This window comes from Streptomyces sp. NPDC028722 (assembly GCF_040637655.1).
GTDB lineage: Bacteria > Actinomycetota > Actinomycetes > Streptomycetales > Streptomycetaceae > Streptomyces.
Genome location: NZ_JBEZWU010000015.1, coordinates 1 through 18,965 on the forward strand (window position 1 = coordinate 1; position 18,965 = coordinate 18,965).

Annotated in this window: 16 protein-coding genes; 12 read left to right on the forward strand and 4 right to left on the reverse strand. The window is 74.4% G+C overall.

Translation table 11 applies throughout. The features are described 5' to 3' along the window. A partial coding sequence (locus AB0F03_RS22460) for a hypothetical protein (RefSeq protein ID WP_361995132.1) occupies nt 1-156 on the forward strand: 156 nt, incomplete at its 5' end. 49 nt (nt 157-205) lie between these two features. Here the strand turns inward: AB0F03_RS22460 and AB0F03_RS22465 are convergent. The 3 genes from AB0F03_RS22465 to AB0F03_RS22475 all read right to left on the reverse strand — a co-directional run bounded on the left by AB0F03_RS22465 (nt 206) and on the right by AB0F03_RS22475 (nt 3,847). Further along, on the reverse strand, nt 206-2,488 hold the full coding sequence (locus AB0F03_RS22465) for an FtsX-like permease family protein (RefSeq protein WP_361994752.1): 2,283 nt from the start codon (nt 2,486-2,488) through the stop codon (nt 206-208). 103 nt (nt 2,489-2,591) lie between these two features. Then, nucleotides 2,592-3,344, reverse strand: coding sequence for an ABC transporter ATP-binding protein (locus tag AB0F03_RS22470; RefSeq protein WP_361994755.1), 753 nt, complete (start codon nt 3,342-3,344; stop codon nt 2,592-2,594). After that, on the reverse strand, nt 3,341-3,847 hold the full coding sequence (locus tag AB0F03_RS22475; RefSeq protein WP_361994758.1) for a PadR family transcriptional regulator: 507 nt from the start codon (nt 3,845-3,847) through the stop codon (nt 3,341-3,343). Before AB0F03_RS22475 ends, AB0F03_RS22470 begins: the two co-directional genes overlap by 4 nt. Nucleotides 3,848-3,970: 123 nt before the next feature. Between AB0F03_RS22475 and AB0F03_RS22480 the strand changes: the two genes are divergently transcribed. The 6 genes from AB0F03_RS22480 (at nt 3,971) to AB0F03_RS22505 (ending at nt 11,905) form a co-directional block, all read left to right on the forward strand. Continuing rightward, a complete protein-coding gene (locus AB0F03_RS22480; protein ID WP_361994761.1) occupies nt 3,971-5,242 on the forward strand; it encodes an ABC transporter substrate-binding protein in 1,272 nt (423 codons plus the stop codon). A 169-nt stretch (nt 5,243-5,411) separates the two neighbouring features. After that, a complete protein-coding gene (locus tag AB0F03_RS22485) occupies nt 5,412-7,037 on the forward strand; it encodes a glycoside hydrolase family 13 protein (RefSeq protein WP_361994764.1) in 1,626 nt (541 codons plus the stop codon). Nucleotides 7,038-7,073: 36 nt separating this feature from the next. Next, the gene (locus AB0F03_RS22490) at nt 7,074-8,399 is read left to right on the forward strand and encodes an ABC transporter substrate-binding protein (protein WP_361994767.1); all 1,326 of its coding nucleotides are present in this window, start codon (nt 7,074-7,076) and stop codon (nt 8,397-8,399) included. An 8-nt stretch (nt 8,400-8,407) separates the two neighbouring features. Further along, nucleotides 8,408-9,769 (forward strand): ABC transporter permease subunit, encoded by a 1,362-nt coding sequence (locus AB0F03_RS22495; protein WP_361994770.1) that lies wholly within the window; start codon nt 8,408-8,410, stop codon nt 9,767-9,769. Then, the gene (locus AB0F03_RS22500; protein WP_361994773.1) at nt 9,766-10,605 is read left to right on the forward strand and encodes a carbohydrate ABC transporter permease; all 840 of its coding nucleotides are present in this window, start codon (nt 9,766-9,768) and stop codon (nt 10,603-10,605) included. Before AB0F03_RS22495 ends, AB0F03_RS22500 begins: the two co-directional genes overlap by 4 nt. Before the next feature lie 208 nt (nt 10,606-10,813). Next, the gene (locus AB0F03_RS22505; protein WP_361994776.1) at nt 10,814-11,905 is read left to right on the forward strand and encodes an LLM class flavin-dependent oxidoreductase; all 1,092 of its coding nucleotides are present in this window, start codon (nt 10,814-10,816) and stop codon (nt 11,903-11,905) included. A gap of 108 nt (nt 11,906-12,013) precedes the next feature. Here AB0F03_RS22505 and AB0F03_RS22510 read toward each other — a convergent pair whose 3' ends face one another. Next, entirely contained in the window at nt 12,014-13,120 is a 1,107-nt protein-coding gene (locus tag AB0F03_RS22510; RefSeq protein ID WP_361994779.1) for a prephenate dehydrogenase, read from the reverse strand. 319 nt (nt 13,121-13,439) lie between these two features. Here AB0F03_RS22510 and AB0F03_RS22515 point away from each other — a divergent pair, with 319 nt between their 5' ends. Genes AB0F03_RS22515 through AB0F03_RS22535 form a run of 5 tightly spaced genes read left to right on the forward strand, consistent with a single transcriptional unit; the run spans nt 13,440 to nt 18,920 of the window. Continuing rightward, entirely contained in the window at nt 13,440-13,940 is a 501-nt protein-coding gene (locus AB0F03_RS22515; protein WP_361994782.1) for a flavin reductase family protein, read from the forward strand. A gap of 48 nt (nt 13,941-13,988) precedes the next feature. After that, nucleotides 13,989-15,506 carry an FAD-binding oxidoreductase gene (locus AB0F03_RS22520; RefSeq protein ID WP_361994785.1) on the forward strand — a complete coding sequence of 506 codons (1,518 nt, stop codon included), beginning with the start codon at nt 13,989-13,991 and terminating at the stop codon, nt 15,504-15,506. A gap of 42 nt (nt 15,507-15,548) precedes the next feature. Then, on the forward strand, nt 15,549-16,760 hold the full coding sequence (locus tag AB0F03_RS22525; protein ID WP_361994788.1) for an acyl-CoA dehydrogenase family protein: 1,212 nt from the start codon (nt 15,549-15,551) through the stop codon (nt 16,758-16,760). Further along, entirely contained in the window at nt 16,757-18,427 is a 1,671-nt protein-coding gene (locus AB0F03_RS22530; protein WP_361994791.1) for an AMP-binding protein, read from the forward strand. Before AB0F03_RS22525 ends, AB0F03_RS22530 begins: the two co-directional genes overlap by 4 nt. A 1-nt stretch (nt 18,428) precedes the next feature. Then, a complete protein-coding gene (locus AB0F03_RS22535; RefSeq protein ID WP_361994794.1) occupies nt 18,429-18,920 on the forward strand; it encodes a flavin reductase family protein in 492 nt (163 codons plus the stop codon). Nucleotides 18,921-18,965 lie beyond the last annotated feature (45 nt).

An 18,965-nucleotide genomic window follows, 5' to 3' on the forward strand; every position in this document is an offset into this window, starting at 1 on the left:
AACATCGACTCCTTCGACCAGTGGGGCGTGGAACTGGGCAAGGTCCTCGCCAAACGCGTCGAACCCGCCCTCACCGAAGGCACCGACGTCCCCGGCCTCGACCCTTCCACCACGGCCCTCGTCGCCACCTACCGGGAGCTGCGCGGCCGGAGCTGAGAGATCGCGGCGCCGTCCGGCCCGGCGGGACCGTTCCTCCGGGCCGGGCTCAGCCCACCGCGCTCAGCGTGTCCGCGAGGCGCCGGCGGGCCGCCCGGGCCGCCGGCAGCGCGGCCAGCGCCGCCGCGCCCAGCACCGCGGCCGAGCCCAGCAGGAGCAGCACCCCCGGCGCGGGGTACTGGGCGATCCCGGAGCCGATCCCGCTGGAGCCGCCCTGGGCGTCGATCAGCCGGCGGGCCAGCGGCAGCCCCAGGACCATGGCGGCGACGGCCGCCGCCAGGGTCGTACAGCTCGTCGCGGTGACGGCGATCCCGGTGATCTGCCGCGGTGACATCCCGATCGCCCGGAGCGCCAGCACGTCCCGCTCACCCTCGCGGACGGTGCCGCCGATCGCGGTGAGCAGCTCGACCAGACCGATGAGGGCCAGTACGGCGATCAGCCCGGCGACCACCGCGCGCAGGGGGGACAGCCCGTCGGCGGGGTTCGTCACGGGATGTACGTCCAGGTGGCCCCGGCCGGCCGCGGTGAGCGCGGCGGCCACCCGCCGCGGGTCGGCGCCGGGGCGCAGCCGCAGTTCCCAGAAGGCCGCGGACACACCCGGGTCGTTCTCGCGGAGGGTGTCCAGGGACGTGGTCACGACCCGCCCGGCGTTCTGCGGCTCGATGCTGCGGCCCACGATGTGCAGGATCTGCGGCCGGTCGCCCACCGTCATCCGCACCCAGTCCCCGACCCGCGCGTGCAGCAGGTCGAGCAGGCCCTGACCGGCCACCGCCTCGTCCGGCCCGTGGGGGGCACGGCCCTCGGCGAGGACACGGGGACAGGGCTCCGCCCGGGTGCCGATGCCGCGCAGGGCGATGGTCCCGGTCTGCCCGGGGACCAGCGCGGCCACCTCGACGCCCGGGTAGGCGGCGGCGACCCGGGGATCGCTGGTCAGCAGGGCCCGTAGGCCGGACGGGGCCGGCGCGCCGTCCGAGCGGACCGTGAGCGCCGTGGGCAGGCCCATCCGCTCGGGGCTGCTGTGGAAGCGGTCGAGCGTGGTCCACGCGCTGAGCGCGACCACGATCAGCAGCAGCGGCAGTGTCAGCCGGGCCACGGTGGCCAGGGACCGGCCGCGCCCGGCGAACGCCTTGTGGCAGCCGAGGACCAGCGCGGCCGGCAGCCTCAGGCCCAGCGCCCGCCGGGCCGGCCCGGTCAGCCGGCCGCCCGCCGGACCGGCCGGCCGCGGCACCGGGACCGGCGGCACCCGCCCCGCCCGCCAGGCCGCGAGCCCCGTGGTCAGGGCGATGAACAGCACCGCGCCCACCGGCACCGCGGACAGCGCCACGGTGTGCCCGGGCAGCCCCTGCCACACGCCCACGGCGTCGCCGAGCCGTCCCGGGACCCGGCTGCCCAGCGCCTCGGTGAGCGCCGCCGCGGCCACGGCGCCGAGCAGCGCGTACGCCAGGTGCTGGAGCAGGAAGATCCGTACGACCTGGCCGGGGGTGAAGCCGATCGCCTTCAGTACCGACAGGTCCCGCAGATGGCCGCGGATGCGGGTGGCGATCGCGCCGTGCACCGCGAACCCGGCGGCGATCAGGGCACCCAGCCCGAACAGCCCGAGCACCTGGCCCAGCAGGCGGTTCTCGCCCTGCGCCGCGGCGCGGGCCTGCTGCCAGGTCGAGACCTCGCCGACCACGCCCGCGCCCAGGACGGTGACGGCGCGCTGCACGGCGTAGTCCGTGTCGCCCGGATCGTCGAGCCGCAGCCCGACGACCTGGCCGCCGGGGGCGCGTACCGCGGACGGCAGCGCCCACACCAGCCCCGGCTGCTCGCCCGGGCGGTAGGGGGGTTCGGCGCTGTCCGCGACGCCCTCGACGGTCAGGGTGCGGGCGGTGCCCGGCAGGGTGAGGGTGTCCCCGGGTTCGGCCAGCAGGGCGCGGGCCAGGCTGCTCTCCAGCACCACGCCGTCCGGCGCGGCCGGGTCCAGCCAGCGCCCGGCGGTCAGCAGCGGCCGGCCGACGGAGGGCGGGCGCGGGGTGCCGCGCAGCTCCACGGCGGCCCGGGCACCGCGGGCGGCGACGGTGGCGGACTTGGTGCGGTAGGGGCCGGCGACCGCGGTGACGCCGTCCAGCCGGGCCACGGCGCGCGCGTCGGCGGCCGGAGTGGTGTGCAGCCACACGTGTGCCCCGCGGGTCTCGGCGAAGGTCCGCTGCCAGGGGTTCGTGGCGTACCCGAACAGGGCGGTGGCGAACAGCAGCGAGGTGACGATGCCGGCGGTCGCCAGCACCAGGAACAGCGCCTCGCCGCGGTGCGTGCGCAGATCGGAGTGCGCCCAGCGCAGAGCGGCCCGCACCCGCCTCAGCCCCTCAGTCCGGCCCGTGCCGGCGGCCACCCCGTCGGTCCCGGGCGGCTCGGGGCGGGGTGTCCCGCCGGCGGGCGGGTGCGCGGTCGGTCCATCAGTCCCTCAGCTCCAGTACGGCGGAGATGCCGCCGCGCCGGGACGACGGGGTGCCGTCCAGGGTCGCGTCGTCGGCTATGCGGCCGTCGAAGAAGCTGATCACCCGGTCGGCGGCGCTGGCCAGCCGGGCGTCATGGGTGACCAGGACGATGCTCTGCCCGCGTCCGTGGAAGCGGGACAGCAGCCGCATGACCTCGCGGGTGCCCTTGCTGTCGAGGCTGCCGGCCGGCTCGTCCGCGAGGAGCAGCGGCGGATGGTTGACCAGCGCCCGGGCCAGCGCGACACGCTGCTGCTCGCCGCCGGACAGCTCGCCCGGCATGCTGCGCTCCTTGCCCTCCAGGCCCAGCTCGGCGAGGAGTTCCGCGCGCTCGGCGCGGGCCTTCCTCGGCGGGACACCGGCCAGCAGCGCGGGCAGCTCGACGTTGTCGGCGACCGACAGGTTCGACACCAGGTTGAAGAACTGGAAGACGATCCCGATGGACTTCCTGCGCTCCACCGCCCACCGGGCCTCGCCGAAGGAGTCCGTGCACCGGCCGTCGAGCCAGATGCTGCCCGCGTCCGGCCGCTGAAGGCCGCCGAGCAGGTGCAGCAGCGTCGACTTGCCGGCACCGGACGGGCCGGTGATCGCCACGAACTCGCCGCGCGCCACGGACAGGCCGACCCCGCGCACGGCACGCGCGGGCGCGCCCTCGCCGTGGTGGGTCTTCACCAGGCCCTCGGCCCGCAGCACGGGGGCGGCGTGCTCGCTCATTCCAGTTCCTCCTGGCACCGCTCCAGCCAGTCGAGGTCCGCCTGGAGGTGCAGCATCGCGCCCTCGATCAGCAGTTGGGCGATTCGGTTGTCCCGGTCCTCGGCCGCGGCCAGCTTCGACAGGACGCGCATGGTGTTGAGGTACTGGCGCCGCTGCCGGTTGATCAGGGCGATCTGGTCGGCGAGGCCGGTCTGCGGGGCGAGGGCGAGCTTCATGAAGAACTCGTCCCGCACCCGCGGCTCGTCCTCGGTCTCCTCGAACCAGACGTGCAGTGCCTCACGTCCGGCCTCGGTGAGGCGGTAGACCTTCTTGTTGGGCCGGCTCGACTGCTCGACGTCCTCGCCCTCGATCAGCCCGGACTTCTCCAGGCGGCCGAGGGTGACGTAGACCTGGCCGACGTTCGGCTGAGGGTACGCGGAGCCCAGCAGTTGCTCAAGGTCCTGCTTCAGCTCGTAGCCGTGGGCCGGGCCGCGGGCGAGGAGTGCCAGGAGGGGCAGGCGCACGCGTGCTGTCCTCCTGTCTGCCGCATGTGCTCCAGGCCCTAGTATCGCGCATACCTAACAGGTATACATGGCCTCTGTCCCCGGGCGAAGACGCCCGTGGTGCCGGTGTACAGGGAGGAACCTATGCGGTGGATGCGCGCCGCCGGTAGGGGCCTTCTCGTACTCGTGGTGATCACGGCAGGGTACGTGGCCTCCGGTGCCCGCGCCGACGAGGCCGCCCGCAGCGGTCGCGGCCCGCTCACCCTGGCCACCGCCGGGGACCTCACCGGCTATCTCGGCCCGCTGCTGCGGGGCTGGAACCGCACCCATCCCGGGGAGCGGGTCACCCTCGTCGAACTGCCGGACTCCGCCGACGAGACGCACGCGCAGATGACGACCGACCTGCGCGGCGGCGACCGGGGCCGGTTCGACGTCCTCAACATCGACGTGGACTGGACCTCGGAGTTCGCGGCGGCCGGCTGGATCAGCCCGCTGCCCCGCGACCGCTTCCCGCTGCGCAGCTTCCTGCCGCCGGTGGTGGACACGGCGACGTACGGCGGCCGGCTGTACGCGGTGCCTTACGTCACGAACGCCGGGCTGCTCCTGTACCGCAAGGACGTCCTCGCGAAGGAGGGCGTGCCCCCGCCGCGCACCTGGGCCGAACTGGAGCACCACGCGCGGACCATCGCGCCGAAGTACGGGCTCGGCGGCTACGCGGGCCAGTTCCTGCCCTACGAGGGACTCACGGTGAACGCGGCCGAGGCCGTGTACTCGGCCGGCGGCACGATCCTCGGCGGCGAGGGCAGACGCGTCACCGTCGACTCCGCCGCGGCCCGCGAGGGCATCGGCTTCCTCGCCCGCGGCGTCCGCGAGGGCTGGATACCGAAGCAGGCGCTGACGTACAAGGAGGAGGAGTCCAAGCAGGCCTTCCAGGACGGCAGACTGCTCTTCCTGCGCAACTGGCCCTACGCGTACGCCGTCGCCTCGGCCGCGGGCTCGAAGGTCGCCGGGCGGATCGGCGCCGTACCCCTGCCCGGGCCCGACGGGCCGGGGACGAGCGTCCTCGGCGGGTCGAATCTCGCGGTCAACGCCCACGCCCGGCACCCCGACTCCGCCGCGCGGCTGATCGCCTACCTCACCAGCGCGCCCGTCCAGCGCGAGGTGCTCGTGCGGGGCGCGCTGCCGCCGGTGCGCGCCGCGCTGTACGAGGATCCCGCGCTGGTGCGCCGGTTCCCCTACCTGCCGACCCTGCGCACCGCGGTCGTGACCGCCCGGCCGCGCCCCCGGAGCCCGCACTACGACCAGGTCAGCCTGGCCGTGCAGGCGGTCGTGCAGGACGCGCTCACCGGGCGGCAGACGCCCGGGCAGGCCGTGCGCCGGCTGGCGCGCGAACTCGACACCATCGCCCGTCGATAGTTACATGTTAGGTAACGCAGCCATCACGACTGCGTTCGTCCTGCGGTAATTTGCCCGCATTCATCCAGGCAACCGGCCAGTAGTTTCTCGTCATTTCGTTGACACCTCTGCGTCTCACCTACCTAACATGCATGCATAACAGCCCCCTTCAGAGACAGGTTCCACAGGGTTGAACAGGCATCATTGGTGGCGGGACGCGGTGATCTACCAGGTCTACGTCCGCAGCTTCCTGGACAGCACCGGTGACGGCATCGGCGATCTCGCCGGCGTCCGGGCCGGGCTCCCGTACCTCAAAAAGCTCGGCGTCGACGGTATCTGGCTGAGCCCGTTCTACCCCTCGCCGCAGCACGACCACGGCTACGACGTGGCCGACTACTGCGACGTCGACCCGGTCTTCGGCGACCTCACCGAGTTCGACCTGCTGATGGCCGCGGCCCGGCGGCTCGGCATCAGGGTGCTCCTCGACATCGTCCCCAACCACTGCTCCAGCGAGCACCCCTGGTTCCGCGCCGCCCTGGCCGCCGGACCCGGCAGCCCGGCCCGCGCCCGCTTCCACTTCGCCGACGGCCGGGGCCCCGACGGCAGCGAGCCGCCCAACAACTGGCACGCCATGTTCGGCGGGCCGGCCTGGTCCCGGGTCACGGAGCCGGACGGCCGCCCCGGCCAGTGGTACCTGCACATGTTCACCCCCGAACAGCCCGACTGGAACTGGCGCGACCCCGAGGTGCCCGCCGAGTTCGAACGCGTCCTGCGCTTCTGGCTCGACCGGGGAGTGGACGGCTTCCGCATCGATGTCGCCGCCGGGCTGTACAAGCACCCCGCGCTGCCCGACTCCGACGACCCGCAGGCCGACGCCCGCACCCGCGACTCGGTCAACCCCCTCGCCTGGAACCAGCCCGAGGTGCACGACGTGTGGCGCCACTGGCGCGCCGTCTGCGAGGAGTACACCGGCCGCGACGGCCGCGAACGCCTCCTGGTCGGCGAGGTCTCCGTCCCCACCGCCCGCGAACACGCCCTCTACGTCCGCCCCGACGAACTCCACCAGGCCTTCTTCTTCGACCTGCTCGGCGCCGCCTGGGACGCCGACGCCTTCCGCAAGGTCATCTCGGAGGCCATGCAGGACATCGCCGGCACCGGCTCCACCGTCACCTGGGTCCTCAACAACCACGACCAGGTCCGCACCGTCACCCGCTACGGCGAACCCGCCACCGAGGGCAGCGGCCTGGGCGCCGCCCGCGCCCGCGCCGCCGCGCTGCTGATGCTGGCGCTGCCCGGCGCCGCGTACATCTACCAGGGCGAGGAACTGGGCCTGCCCGAGGTCGTCGACCTGCCCGACGACGTGCTCACCGACCCGATCTTCCGGCGCACCGGCAGCCGCGCCCGCATCCGCGACGGCTGCCGGGTGCCGCTGCCCTGGTCCGGGCAGGCCTCGCCGTTCGGCTTCACCTCCGGCGCGGAGGGCGCCAAACCCTGGCTGCCCCAGCCGTCGTACTTCGCCGAGTACGCCACCGAACGGGCCCTCGCCGACACCCGCTCCTTCTGGCACCTGTACCGCGACGGACTCCAGCTGCGGCACTCGCTGCCCCAGCTGGGCGAGGGCCCCCTGCGCTGGCTCGACACCCCGCCCGGGGTCCTCGGCTTCGTCCGCGGCGACGGCCTCGTCTGCGCCGTCAACTTCGGTACGGCCCCCACCCCCGCGCCGGTCCCCGGCGCCCCCCTGCTCTCCAGCGACGGCTCCTGCCCGCCCGGCGTCCTGCCCGGCTCCACGGCCGCCTGGTGGCTGACCGGCCTCTGATCCTCGCCAATCCCCCTTCCGAAAGGTCCGTCAACGATGATGCGACGACGCACGACCCTGCTCACCGGCTGCACCGCCCTCGCACTCGCCCTCGGCGCCACCGCCTGCGGCGGCGGACCGGTCTCCGCGGGCGGCGGTGACAAGGCCCTCGACGGCCAGACGGTCACCGTGGCCGGTGTCTGGTCCGGCAGCGAACAGAAGAACTTCCAGAAGGTGCTGGACGCCTTCACCGAGAAGACCGGCGCCAGAACACAGTTCGTGTCCACCGGCGACAACGTCTCCACCGTCGTCGGCAGCAAGATCGAGGGCGGCAACGCACCCGACGTCGTGATGGTCCCGCAGGTCGGCGTCCTCCAGCAGTTCGCGAAGAAGGGCTGGCTCACGCCGCTCTCGCCGGACGCCCGGCGGACCGTCGACGCCGACTACGCCCCCGTGTGGAAGAAGTACGGCAGCGTCGACGGCACCCTCTACGGCCTCTACTTCAAGGCCGCCCACAAGTCGACCGTCTGGTACAGCCCCGAAGCGCTCACGGCGGCCGGGGTCCGGCCGCCGAAGACGTACGACGAGCTGCTGAAGGCCGGGCACACCGTCTCCGACTCCGGGCTCGCCGCCTTCGCGGTCGCCGGACAGGACGGCTGGACCCTCACCGACTGGTTCGAGAACGTCTACCTCTCCCAGGCCGGCCCCCGGAAGTACGACGCCCTCGCCGCCCACACCCTCAAGTGGACCGACCCCAGCGTCGTGCAGGCCCTGACCACCCTCGGCAAGCTGTTCAAGGACAAGCAGCTCGTCGCCGGCGGCCGGAACGAGGCCCTGAACACCGACTTCCCCGGCTCCGTGGAGAAGGTCTTCGGCCCCAAGCCCCAGGCCGGCATGGTCTACGAGGGCGACTTCGTCGCCGGTGTCGCCCACGACCAGTACGGCAAGGCCATCGGCAAGGACGCGGACTTCTTCCCCTTCCCCGCGGTCGGCGGCGGCAGCGCACCCGTCGTCAGCGGCGGTGACGCGGCGGTCGTCCTCAAGGACGCCAAGAACGCCAAGGCCGGCATGAAGCTGCTGGAATACCTGGCGACCCCCGAGGCGGCGGCCGTGTGGGCGAAGGCGGGCGGCTTCCTGTCGCCGAACAGGAAGCTCGGCCTCGACCGGTACGGCGACGACGTCACCCGCGCCACCGCCAAGTCCCTCGTCGGCGCCGGGAACTCGGTCCGCTTCGACATGTCCGACCAGGCACCGGCCGCCTTCGGCGGCACCAAGGGCGCCGGCGAGTGGAAGCTCCTCCAGGACTTCCTGCGCGACCCCTCCGACCCCCGGGGGACCGCCGCGAAGCTGGAGTCCGCCGCCGCCAAGGCCTACCGGAACTGAGCCGCGCCATGACCGCCACCACTGTCGAGAAACAGCAGGCGGGCCCGCGGGCCGCCGCCGGCCCGGCGCGCGTGCGCCGCGGCCGGCGGCGCGCCGGGCTGATAGCCCTGCTCTTCGTCCTCCCCGCGCTGCTCCTGCTCGGTGCGCTCGTCGTCTACCCGGTGCTGTTCTCCGTCGGCCGGAGCTTCTTCGACGCCTCCGGCACCCGGTTCGTCGGCGGCGGCAACTACGCCGAGATGTTCCGTGACCCGGCCACCCTCAAGGCCATCCGCAACACCGTCGTCTGGGTGGTCGTCGCCCCCGCCCTGCTCACCGGGCTCGGCCTCATCCTGGCCGTCCTGGTGGAGAAGGTCCGCTGGGCCACCGCCTTCAAGCTGCTGCTCTTCATGCCGATGGCCGTGTCCTTCCTCGCCGCCGGCATCATCTTCCGCCTCGCCTACGACGCGGACCCGGACAAGGGCGTGCTGAACGCCGCCGTCGTCTCCGTCCACGACGCCTTCAAGGGGACCTCGACGTACCCGACGGCCCGCGGGCGCACCGGAGTGCTCACCCAGGACCGGGACGGCTCCTACCGCACGAGCACGAGCGCCACCCCGGGCGAGACGGTGACCCTCCCGATGGTCGGCGTCCTGCCCGGTGACCTGCCACGCAACGCCGCACCCGCGGCCGCCGCGGCCGGCACCAAGGCCGCCCCCGGCGACCTGCGCGGAGTCGTCTACCTGGACTTCACCCCCGGCGGGGGCGGCAAGCAGGGCAAGGTCGACCCGCGGGAGAGCGGGCTGCCCGGGATGAGGGTGGAGGCGGTACGCGACGGCAGGACGGTCGCGAGCACGGCCACCGCGGCCGACGGCTCCTTCCGCTTCACCGGCCTGCGCGACGGCTCGTACACGGTCCGGCTGCCCGCCGCCAACTTCGCCCCGCCCTACCAGGGCGTCTCCTGGCTCGGCCCCACCCTCGTCACCCCGGCGATCATCGGTGCCTACCTGTGGATCTGGACCGGCTTCGCCATGGTGCTCATCGGCGCCGGGCTGTCCACCCTCCCGCGCGACGCCCTGGAGGCCGCCCGCATGGACGGCGCGAACGAGTGGCAGATCTTCCGCCGGATCACCGTCCCGCTGCTCGCGCCCGTGCTCACCGTCGTCTTCGTGACCCTCGTCATCAACGTGATGAAGGTCTTCGACCTCGTCTACGTCATCGCGCCCGGCCCGGTCCAGGAGGACGCCACCGTCCTCGCCACCCAGATGTGGCTGGTGTCGTTCGGCGGCGGCAACAACCAGGGTCTCGGCAGCGCCCTGGGCGTCCTGCTGCTGCTCCTCGTCGTCCCCGCGATGGTGTTCAACGTCCGCCGTTTCCGAAGGAGTCAGCGATGAACGCGATCAGGCGCGGCCTGGGCAGCGGCCTGGTGCAGGCCTTCCTGGTGGTCGTCGGGCTGGTCTGGCTGACCCCGCTCGCCGGACTGTTCCTGTCCTCCCTGCGCTCGGCCCAGGACACGGCCCGGGGCGGCTGGTGGACCGCCCTGGCCGACCCCGGCCGGCTCTCCTTCGACAACTACACGGCGCTGTTGAAGAACGCGGGCATCACCCAGGCGTTCTGGAACACCGTGCTGATCTCGGTGCCCGCCACCACCCTGGTCGTCGTCATCGCGGCCCTCGCCGGGTACGCCTTCGCCTGGCTGGACTTCCCGCTCCGGGAGCCCCTCTTCCTGCTCGTGGTGGCCCTGCTGGTGGTGCCGGTGCAGATCGGCCTGCTGCCGGTGGCCAAACTGTTCGGCGCGCTCGGTCTGTTCGGCACGATCCCCGGGGTCGTCCTCTTCCACGTGGCGTACGGCCTGCCCTTCGCCGTCTTCCTGCTGCGCAACTACTTCGCGGAGATGCCGAAGGAGATGCTGGAGGCGGCCCGGATGGACGGCGGCACCGAGTGGCGCATCTTCACCCGGCTGGTGCTGCCGGTGGGCCGTCCGGCGATCGCCTCGCTCGCCATCTTCCAGTTCCTGTGGGTGTGGAACGACATGCTGGTCGCCCTGCTCTTCGCCGACAGCTCCGCCCAGCCGCTGACAGTTCAACTCCAGTCACAGATACGGCAGTTCGGCAGCAATATCGACGTGCTGGCGCCGGGCGCGTTCCTGTCGCTGATCGTGCCGGTGGTCGTGTTCTTCGCGTTCCAGCGGCACTTCGTGCAGGGGGTGATGGCCGGCTCGGTCAAGTGACGCGGGATGATCTCCGGCCAACCTGGGCCCCCGAGCGGACCCTTTCCGGCCCCTCTCCGCGCCCGGCCGGAGAGGGGCTCCGACCCCTCCGGCCGGGGGAGACGGCCGTCGGCGGACCCGGCCGTCTCTCCTCAACAGCCGTAAAAAACAGGTCACTTGACGAATCCGGCCGGGAATAGCCGGCGACGGCCCCCCGGTTCCTGCGGACATGACTGAGCCAATCAGCGACCCCGTCCGGGGCAGTGCGCAGGGAACCGCTCCCGTCCCGTTGTCCGTTCTGGACCTGGTGGCCCTCGGCGAGGGGAACACGGCCCACCAGGCGCTGGCAGCCTCCCAGCGGCTCGCCCGCCTGGTCGAGTCCCGTGGATTCCTGCGGTACTGGGTCGCGGAGCACCATTCCATGCCCGGCATCTCCAGCAGCAGCCCCGCCGTCATCCTCGCCCACCTCGCGGCCCACACCCGGCGGCTGCGGCTGGGTTCGGGCGGCGTGATGCTGCCCAACCACGCCCCCCTCGTCGTCGCCGAGCAGTTCGGCACCCTGGAGGCCCTCGCCCCGGGCCGGATCGACCTCGGCCTCGGACGCGCGCCCGGCACGGACGGGGCCACGGCGGCGGCCCTGCGCCGGACCGGCGGCACACCCGGCGCCGGTGACGACTTCCCCGCCGAGGTGCGGGAACTCATCGGCTTCCTGCGGGGCGACTTCCCCGACCGTCACCCCTACCGCGGTGTCCACGCCGTCCCCGGCCCGGTGCAGGGACACACCGCACACCCGCAGGTCTGGCTGCTCGGCTCCTCCGGCTTCTCCGCCCGCCTCGCCGGGGAACTCGGACTGCCGTTCGCCTTCGCCCACCACTTCTCCGCGCACAACACGCTGCCCGCGCTGGAGCTGTACCGCAGCACCTTCCGCCCCTCCGCCGTCCTCGCCGAGCCGTATGTGACGCTCGGCGTCTTCGCGTTCGCCGGTGACGACCCCGGGGAGGCCCGCCGGCAGGCACTCACCGGCGCGCTCGCCACCGTACGGCTGCGCAGCGGGCGGCCCGGGCTCATCCCGACACCCGAGGAGGCCGAGGCCCACGTCTTCACCGAGCGGGAGACGGCCGTCCTCGGCGGCTGGCTCGACAACGCGCTGTACGGAACGGCGGACGAGGTCACCGCCGGCCTGGACGAACTCCGGAAGCGGACCGGCGCGGACGAGCTGATGCTGGCCATGAACTCCCACAGCCTGGACTTCCGGGTGCGCTCCTACGAGCTGATCTCCGACGCGTACGGACTGCCGGACGGCACCCCGGCCGACGGCTGACGGCACCCCGGCTGACGGCACACGGCTGACGGCTGACGGCTGACGGCACACGGAAAGGCCCTGGTCCCGCCCAGAGGCGACCAGGGCCCTCGTACGGACGGCCGCGGCTCAGCGGACGGCGGCCACCGACACCCGCCAGCCGTCGGCGGCGAGCCGCCGGCGCATCGACTCGGCGGCGGCCGGCGACGCCGCCAGACTCGCCGACAGCTCCGTCGACGCCCCCGACCAGGAGAGCCGGATGCCCTCCGTGCCGATGCCGGACTCCTCGGCCGCGTGCAGCAGCCGGTCCACCTCGCCGGGCCGGCCGGCCAGCGCAACCGTCAGCGTCACCTCACCGGCCGGAACCCCGCCACCCGGCTCGTACACCGCCGCCCAGCCCTCCCGGCCCCGGACCAGCAGATCCCGGAGCACGGCCAGCGCGTTTTCGGCGTCCTCGGCACCGGGACCGGCCACCGCCAGCGCGTGCAGGGCCCGGGTGAGCGCCTCCAGATCCTTCGTCAGGGCCTGGAGGATCTCCACGAGCGCCGGCGCGTTGGAGCGGACGATGTCCGTCCACAGCCCGGGGTCACCGCCCGCCACCCGGATCACGTCCCGTACCCCCCGGCCCGCCAGCCGCAGCTCCTGCCCGGGCGCCTCCCCCAGCCGCGCCGCCATCAGGGACGCCACCAGATGGGGTGCGTGCGAGACCAGGGCGACCGCGCGGTCGTGCGCGTGCGGCTCCATCACCACGGGAACGGCCCCGCACAGCGACACGGCGGCCAGCACCGCGTTGAGGGCGTCGGGGCAGGTCTGCGGTCCGGGCGTCAGGATCCACGGACGGTCCTCGAACAGATCGGCGCGCGCGGCCAGCGGACCGGAACGCTCACTTCCCGCCATGGGATGGCCGCCGACGAACAGGTCCGGCTCCGGGGCGCCGCACGCGACGGCCAGCGCGGTGGGCGCCTTGACGCTCGCCACGTCGGTGTAGGCCCGGGCCAGCCCGCCGCGCTGGTGCCGCCCCAGCACCCGGGCGACCAGGCCCGGCGGTACGGCGATCACGGCGAGGTCCACGGGGCCGTCGGGCAGCGCGACCGTGCCCGCTCCCCGCGCGGCGGCGACCCGTGCCGCCGACTCGTCCGCGTCGATCAGGTGCACACGCACGCCGCGGCGGCTCAGCGCCAGGCCGGCCGACGTGCCGATGAGTCCGGTTCCCACCACTGCCGCGGTGCGGATCACTGGTTCCCCCTCTGCTGCCCGGATCATCCGTGAGCGGGAGCGCCTCCTCCCGCCGGGCGCGGGCCCGGCGGCCACCGCCGTACACCCGCGCCGGTCGCAGTGTGTCCCGGGAACCGGGCCCCGCAGGCGGCCAGCCGCGCACGGCAAGTGCCGCATCCGCGCATGTCCGGCGTTCGCGAACGCGACAGAGCACATGCGCGAGCACGGCACCGCGCGCCCGCCCCGGTTCGTACCTTCGTCTCGCCGGAGGCCGCCCCACGGCCGCCGGACGCCCACCCGGGTCCGCCCGAAGGCCGGCACACGACGGAGAGGATGAGCAGTGGAACTCGATCTGCGTACGGTGATGCGGCACTTCGCCACCGGTGTGGGCGTGGTGAGCACCTGGACCGAGGAACCCGGCGCGCCCGGCGGGCGGCGCCATGACGCCATCACGGTCAACTCGCTGATCCCCGTGTCGTCCGACCCCCCGCTCGTCGCGCTCTCCCTGCGGCACGGGTCGGCCTTCCTGGCGGATCTGCTGACGGCCGGCACCTGGGGCGTGTCGATCCTGGCCGCGGACGGGGCGGACACCGCGAGGACCCTGGCCCGCTCCCGGGAGAACCGGGCCGAGGCGCTGCGCACGCTGCCCGCCTCCCCGGGCCGGCACACCGGCGCCCTGCTGCTGGACGGCCCCGGCTGGATGGAGTGCGCGCTGGCCGAGTCCCTCACCGTCGGCGACCACCTGATGGTGATCGGCACCGTGCTGGCCACCGGCGTACGCGCCCCCCAGGACCCGCTCGTGTTCCTGCACGGCTCGCTCACCTCCGCCTCCGCCGCCTGACGGACCACCGACCGCCCGACCAGGACCCGACCGTCCAGGGAGACCAGCATGTCCGAACTGTCCACAGCCGTAGACAGCCCCGTCGCCACCGGCTCCGTCCCCGGGTCCGCCGCGCTGCGCGCCGCGCTCGACGCGGCCGGCCGCGTCCTGGGCGAGGAGCGGGTGGCGCGCCCCGCGGGCGACGCCGCGCGGACCCGGCTCCTCGGCCCCAACACCAGCCTCTTCCGCTCCCGCCGGGTCGCCGCCGTGCTGCGACCCACCACCGCCGAGCAGGTCGGCGAGATCGTGGAGCTGTTCTCCCGCGAACCGGACTCCGGGAGCCTGCACGCGATCAGCACGGGACGCAACTGGGGCCTGGGCTCCCGCGAACCGGCCGAGGACGACGCCGTGGTCCTGGACCTCGGCGGACTGGACCGGGTGCGGGCCCTGGACCTGGACGCCGGCTGGGCCGTCGTGGAACCGGGCGTCACCCAGGGAGGGCTCTCCCGGCTGCTGGCCCACACCCCCCGGATGGTCAACGTCACCGTCTCCGCCGCGGCCACCAGCATCATCGGCAACGCCCTCGACCGCGGCGTCGGCCTGCGCGGCCAGCGCACCGAGGACCTCGCCGGCCTGGAGGTGGTCCTGCCCGGCGGCGAGACGGTCCGGGTGGGCTGGTGGCCCGGCGCGGGACGCACCGCGCCGGTCTACCCCCACGGCCTGGGCCCCTCCACGCTGCCGCTCTTCGTCCAGTCCAACCTGGGCGTGGTCACCGCGGCCGTGATCCGGCTGCCCGCCCGGCCCGAGGCGCTGCGCGTGACCCGCCTCGGCTTCCCGGCCCCGGCGCTCGCCGAGGTCACCGACACCGTGCGCCGCTGGGTCGCCCAGGGACTGACCCGGGGCGTCCCGCGGATCTACGACCCGGCGGCCGGGGCGTCGTACGGCGGCGCCGAGGGGGAGTGGGCGGTGCACCTGCCGGTCGACGGCACCGCCGAGTCGGTGGCGGCCCTCACCGGCATCCTGACCGCGGAGGCGCGCCGCTCCGGCCTGTTCACCGAGATCTCCGCCACCGACGGCGCCGACCCGGCCCGCCCCCACCACGAGGTGACCCGCCTGGTGGAACGCGCGTACGCCGGTGACCCGGACATCACCGACACCCTCTTCCGCGCCAAGATGGGCGTGGGCGCCGACAAGGTCGACCCGGAGGCCGGGTTCCTGTTCTTCCTGCCCCTGCTGCCGTTCACCGGCGAGGCCGTCGCACACGCGGACCGGCTGCTGCGGGAAGCGGCGCAGGCCACCGGCGTACGGCTCTCGGCGACCCTGCACCTGCTCGGTCCCGACCTCATCGACTGCGTGGTGGCGATGAAGTTCCCCCACGAGGACGACGCGGCCGCGCGGGCGCACCGGGCGCTGGACCTGCTGTACGCGTCGTTCGCCGACGCCGGTTTCGCGCCGTACCGGCTGGACGTCGACCACGCCGGACAGCGGGACGCGCTGGCCGTCGACGCCGCGGCCGTCGCCCTCACCCGCCGGCTCAAGGCAGTGCTCGACCCGAACAACGCCATCGCCGCGGGACGTTACCGCTGACCGCCGGACACCACCGGACACGAGTGAGACAGGGGACTTCGCATGGTCACATCACAGGCGCCTGCCACCGGGCGCCCCGCCACCTCCCGGCCCGTCACCGCGGACGAACTGTTCCGCCGGGCCCGGGACCTCGTCCCGGTGCTGCGGGCCGCCTCCGAGGACATCGAACGCGCCCGCCGGCTGCCGCCCGCGGTGGTCCAGCAGCTCCGTGACGCCGGGGTGTTCCGGATGGGCGTGCCGGTCGAGCAGGGCGGCCCGGGACTCGACTCCGTCCAGCAGACGGAGGTCGTGGAGACCCTCGCCCGCGGGGACGCCTCCGCCGCGTGGTGCGCCATGATCGGCATGGACACGCCGCTGTACGCCCAGTTCCTGCCCGAGTCCGTCGCCCGCGACGAACTGAGCGACCCGGACATCATCACCGCGGGACTGATCCTGCCCCTGGGCAGGGCGGAGCGGGCGCCCGGCGGCTACCGGGTGACCGGGCGCTGGCAGTTCGGCAGCGGGATCACCCACGCCGACTGGGTGGTGGCCGGCTGCTTCGTCCACCGGGACGGCCGGCCGGAGCCCGGACCGGACGGGGCACCGGGCCACTGGCGCATCATGCTGGCCCGCCGTGAGGAGTTCGAGGTCCTCGACACCTGGCGCACCACCGGACTGGCCGGCAGCGGCAGCTGCGACTACCAGGCCCAGGACCTGTTCGTACCGGAACGGCACTCCTTCAGCCTGGGCTCCCCGCGCGTCCCCGGGCCGCACGCCACCCCGGAGGCCATCCTGCGCAACATGCCCGGCGTGCCGCTGGGCGTGGCCCGGGCCGCCCTGGACCACGTACGCGAACTGGCCGCCGGCCGCACCGACCGCGCCACCGCCACGCCCTGGGCCGACACCTACCGGGTGCAGCTGGCCGTCGCGGAGTCGGAGATGGAACTGGGCGCGGCCCGGCACGCCGTCTACGGCAGCCTGCGCCGGCAGACGCAGATCATCGAGGCGGGCGGCGAACTCGGCCCCGACGACCGGGTGGACACCGTCCTCGCGCGCGTCAACGCCTTCCGGGTGGCCCGCACCCTCGTCAGCCGGCTCTACGACCTGATGGCGACCACCGCCGTCTACCGCCCCTCGCCGCTGGACCGGTGGCTGCGCGACCTGACCACGATGCGCCAGCACGTCATCGCCCAGGACCAGGTCCTCCAGTCGGCCGGCGCGCACCTGCTCGGCGGCACCCCGCACAACCCGTTCAGCCTGGGCATCGTGGCATGAGCGGGCACCCGCGCACCGCAGCCGCCGGCCCCGGCACGGCGACGGCACCGGCCGCCCCGGCGGTGCTGCACGGCGGGGCGCTGCCCGACCCGCCGGTCCGCACGCTGGGCGAGGCGCTGCTGCGCGCCGCCCGCAGCCCGCACGGTGTCGTCCTGATCGACGGGGAGGGCGCCGCGACGCGCCGGTCCTACGGCGAGCTGTACGACGACGCGGCCCGCGTGCACGCGGCACTGGCCGCCGCCGGGGCGGCCACCGGGGCGCGGGTGATCCTGCGGACCGCGGACACCGCCGGCCTGCTCACCGCCTTCTGGGCGTGTGTGCTGGGCGGCCTGGTGCCGCTGCCGCTGCCGCCCGGCACCGGGGCGGACGGCCTCGCCGAGGCCGCCGACGCGGTGGGGGAGGCGTGGCTCGTCGGCGACGACATCCCCGCCGGACCGCCGCCGGGGCTGCGCCCGCTCGGTCCGGTCGGCGCGCTGCGGGCGGCCCGCCCCGGCGCACTCCGGCCGGCCGCCGCCCGGCCGGAGGACCCGGCGGTGCTCACGCTCACCTCGGGCAGCGGCGGCCGGCCCAAGGCGGTGCCGCTGACCCACCGGAACGTGATCGGCCGAGCCCACGCCACGGCCCTCGCCCGCGGACTGGACGGCACCACCCGCAGCCTGAACTGGATGCCGCTCGACCACGTCAGCGGGATCGTCATGTTCCATGTGCGCGACGTCTTCCTCGGCTGCCACCAGGTGCACGCCGACACCGCGTGGGTCCGGGCCGACCCGCTGCGCTGGCTGGACCTGGCCGACGCCGAGCGGATCGACACCACCTGGGCGCCCGGCCCCGCCTTCGCGGTCGTCACCGACCGGCTCGCGCTCCGGCCGCACCGGTCCTGGGACCTGAGCCGGCTGCGCTACGTCATGAACGGCGGCGCACCGGTCAAGGACCGCGTCGTCCGCCGCTTCGTGGCGGCACTGGCCCCGCACGGACTGCCGCCGACGGCCGTGCACCCCGGCTGGGGCATGCCGGAGACCGCCTCGGGAGTCGTCGACAGCGTCTTCCGGCCCGGTGACGGCCCGCCGCGGCGCTTCGTGCCGGTCGGCGTCCCGCATCCCGGGGTGTCCGTGCGGGTCGTGGACGAGCGCGGCCGGGTGGTGCCGGCGGGCACCACGGGCCGGCTCCAGGTCAGCGGGGTACCGGTGACCGGCACCTACCTGGAGGGCGGCACGGTGCGCCCGGCCCCGCTGTCCGCCGACGGCTGGCTGGTCACCGACGACCTCGCCTTCGTGGCGGACGGCGAACTGGTCGTGACGGGCCGGGCCGACGGTCTCGTCGAGACGGACGGCGGCTCCTGGTACGGCCACGAGATCGAGGACGCGGTCGAGGAACTGCCGTGCGTGCTGCCGGCGTCCGCGGTCGCCCGCGTCCTCGACGCCGGCGACGCGGGAGCCGGCGGCCTCGCGGTGTTCTTCCGGCCCCGCCCCGGGACCGTGCCCGGCGAGGCGGAGGAGCTGGTGCGGGAGCGGGTGCGGAGCCGCTTCGGCGCCCGCGCGGCCCATGTGGAGGCGCTCACCGAACACGACCTGCCGAGGACGGCCACCGGCAAGCTCCGCCGGTCGGTACTGGCCGCCCGGCTGCCCGGTGCCCGGCGTGGGCCGCGGCACCCCGAACGAGAGGCCTGACGTGTCCCTGGACCTGAGCGCGACGATGCGTACGTTCGCCACCGGGCTCACCGTCGTGACGACCTTCGCGGAGGAGGAGGGCGCGCGCCGGCACGACGCGGTGGTGGTCCGCTCCTTCACCTCCGTCTCCCTCGAACCGCCGCTGGTCTCCCTGGCCGTCCCCCGCGACTCCGACGTCCTCACCACGCTGCTCGGCACGGGCGTGTGGGCGGTGTCGATCCTCGACGTGGCCGGCGTCGACCTCGCCCAGGCCCTGGAGGGCGACCGGGAGGCCCGGGCCAGGGCCTTGCTGACCTGCGCGACCTCACCGGGACCCGGTACCGGAGCACTGGTGCTGGACGCCCCGGGCTGGCTGGAGTGCCGCCTGTACGGCCGGCACGACACCGGGGACCACACCGTGCTCATCGGTGAGGTGCTGGCCACCGGCGGCCGGTACCGGCGCCCCCCTCTGGTGTCGGTCAACGGCACTCTGCGCGTCCTCTCCGAAGCCTGACCCGCCGGGACCAGGCCCCCCGGCTCCCGGCTGAACCGTGACCGA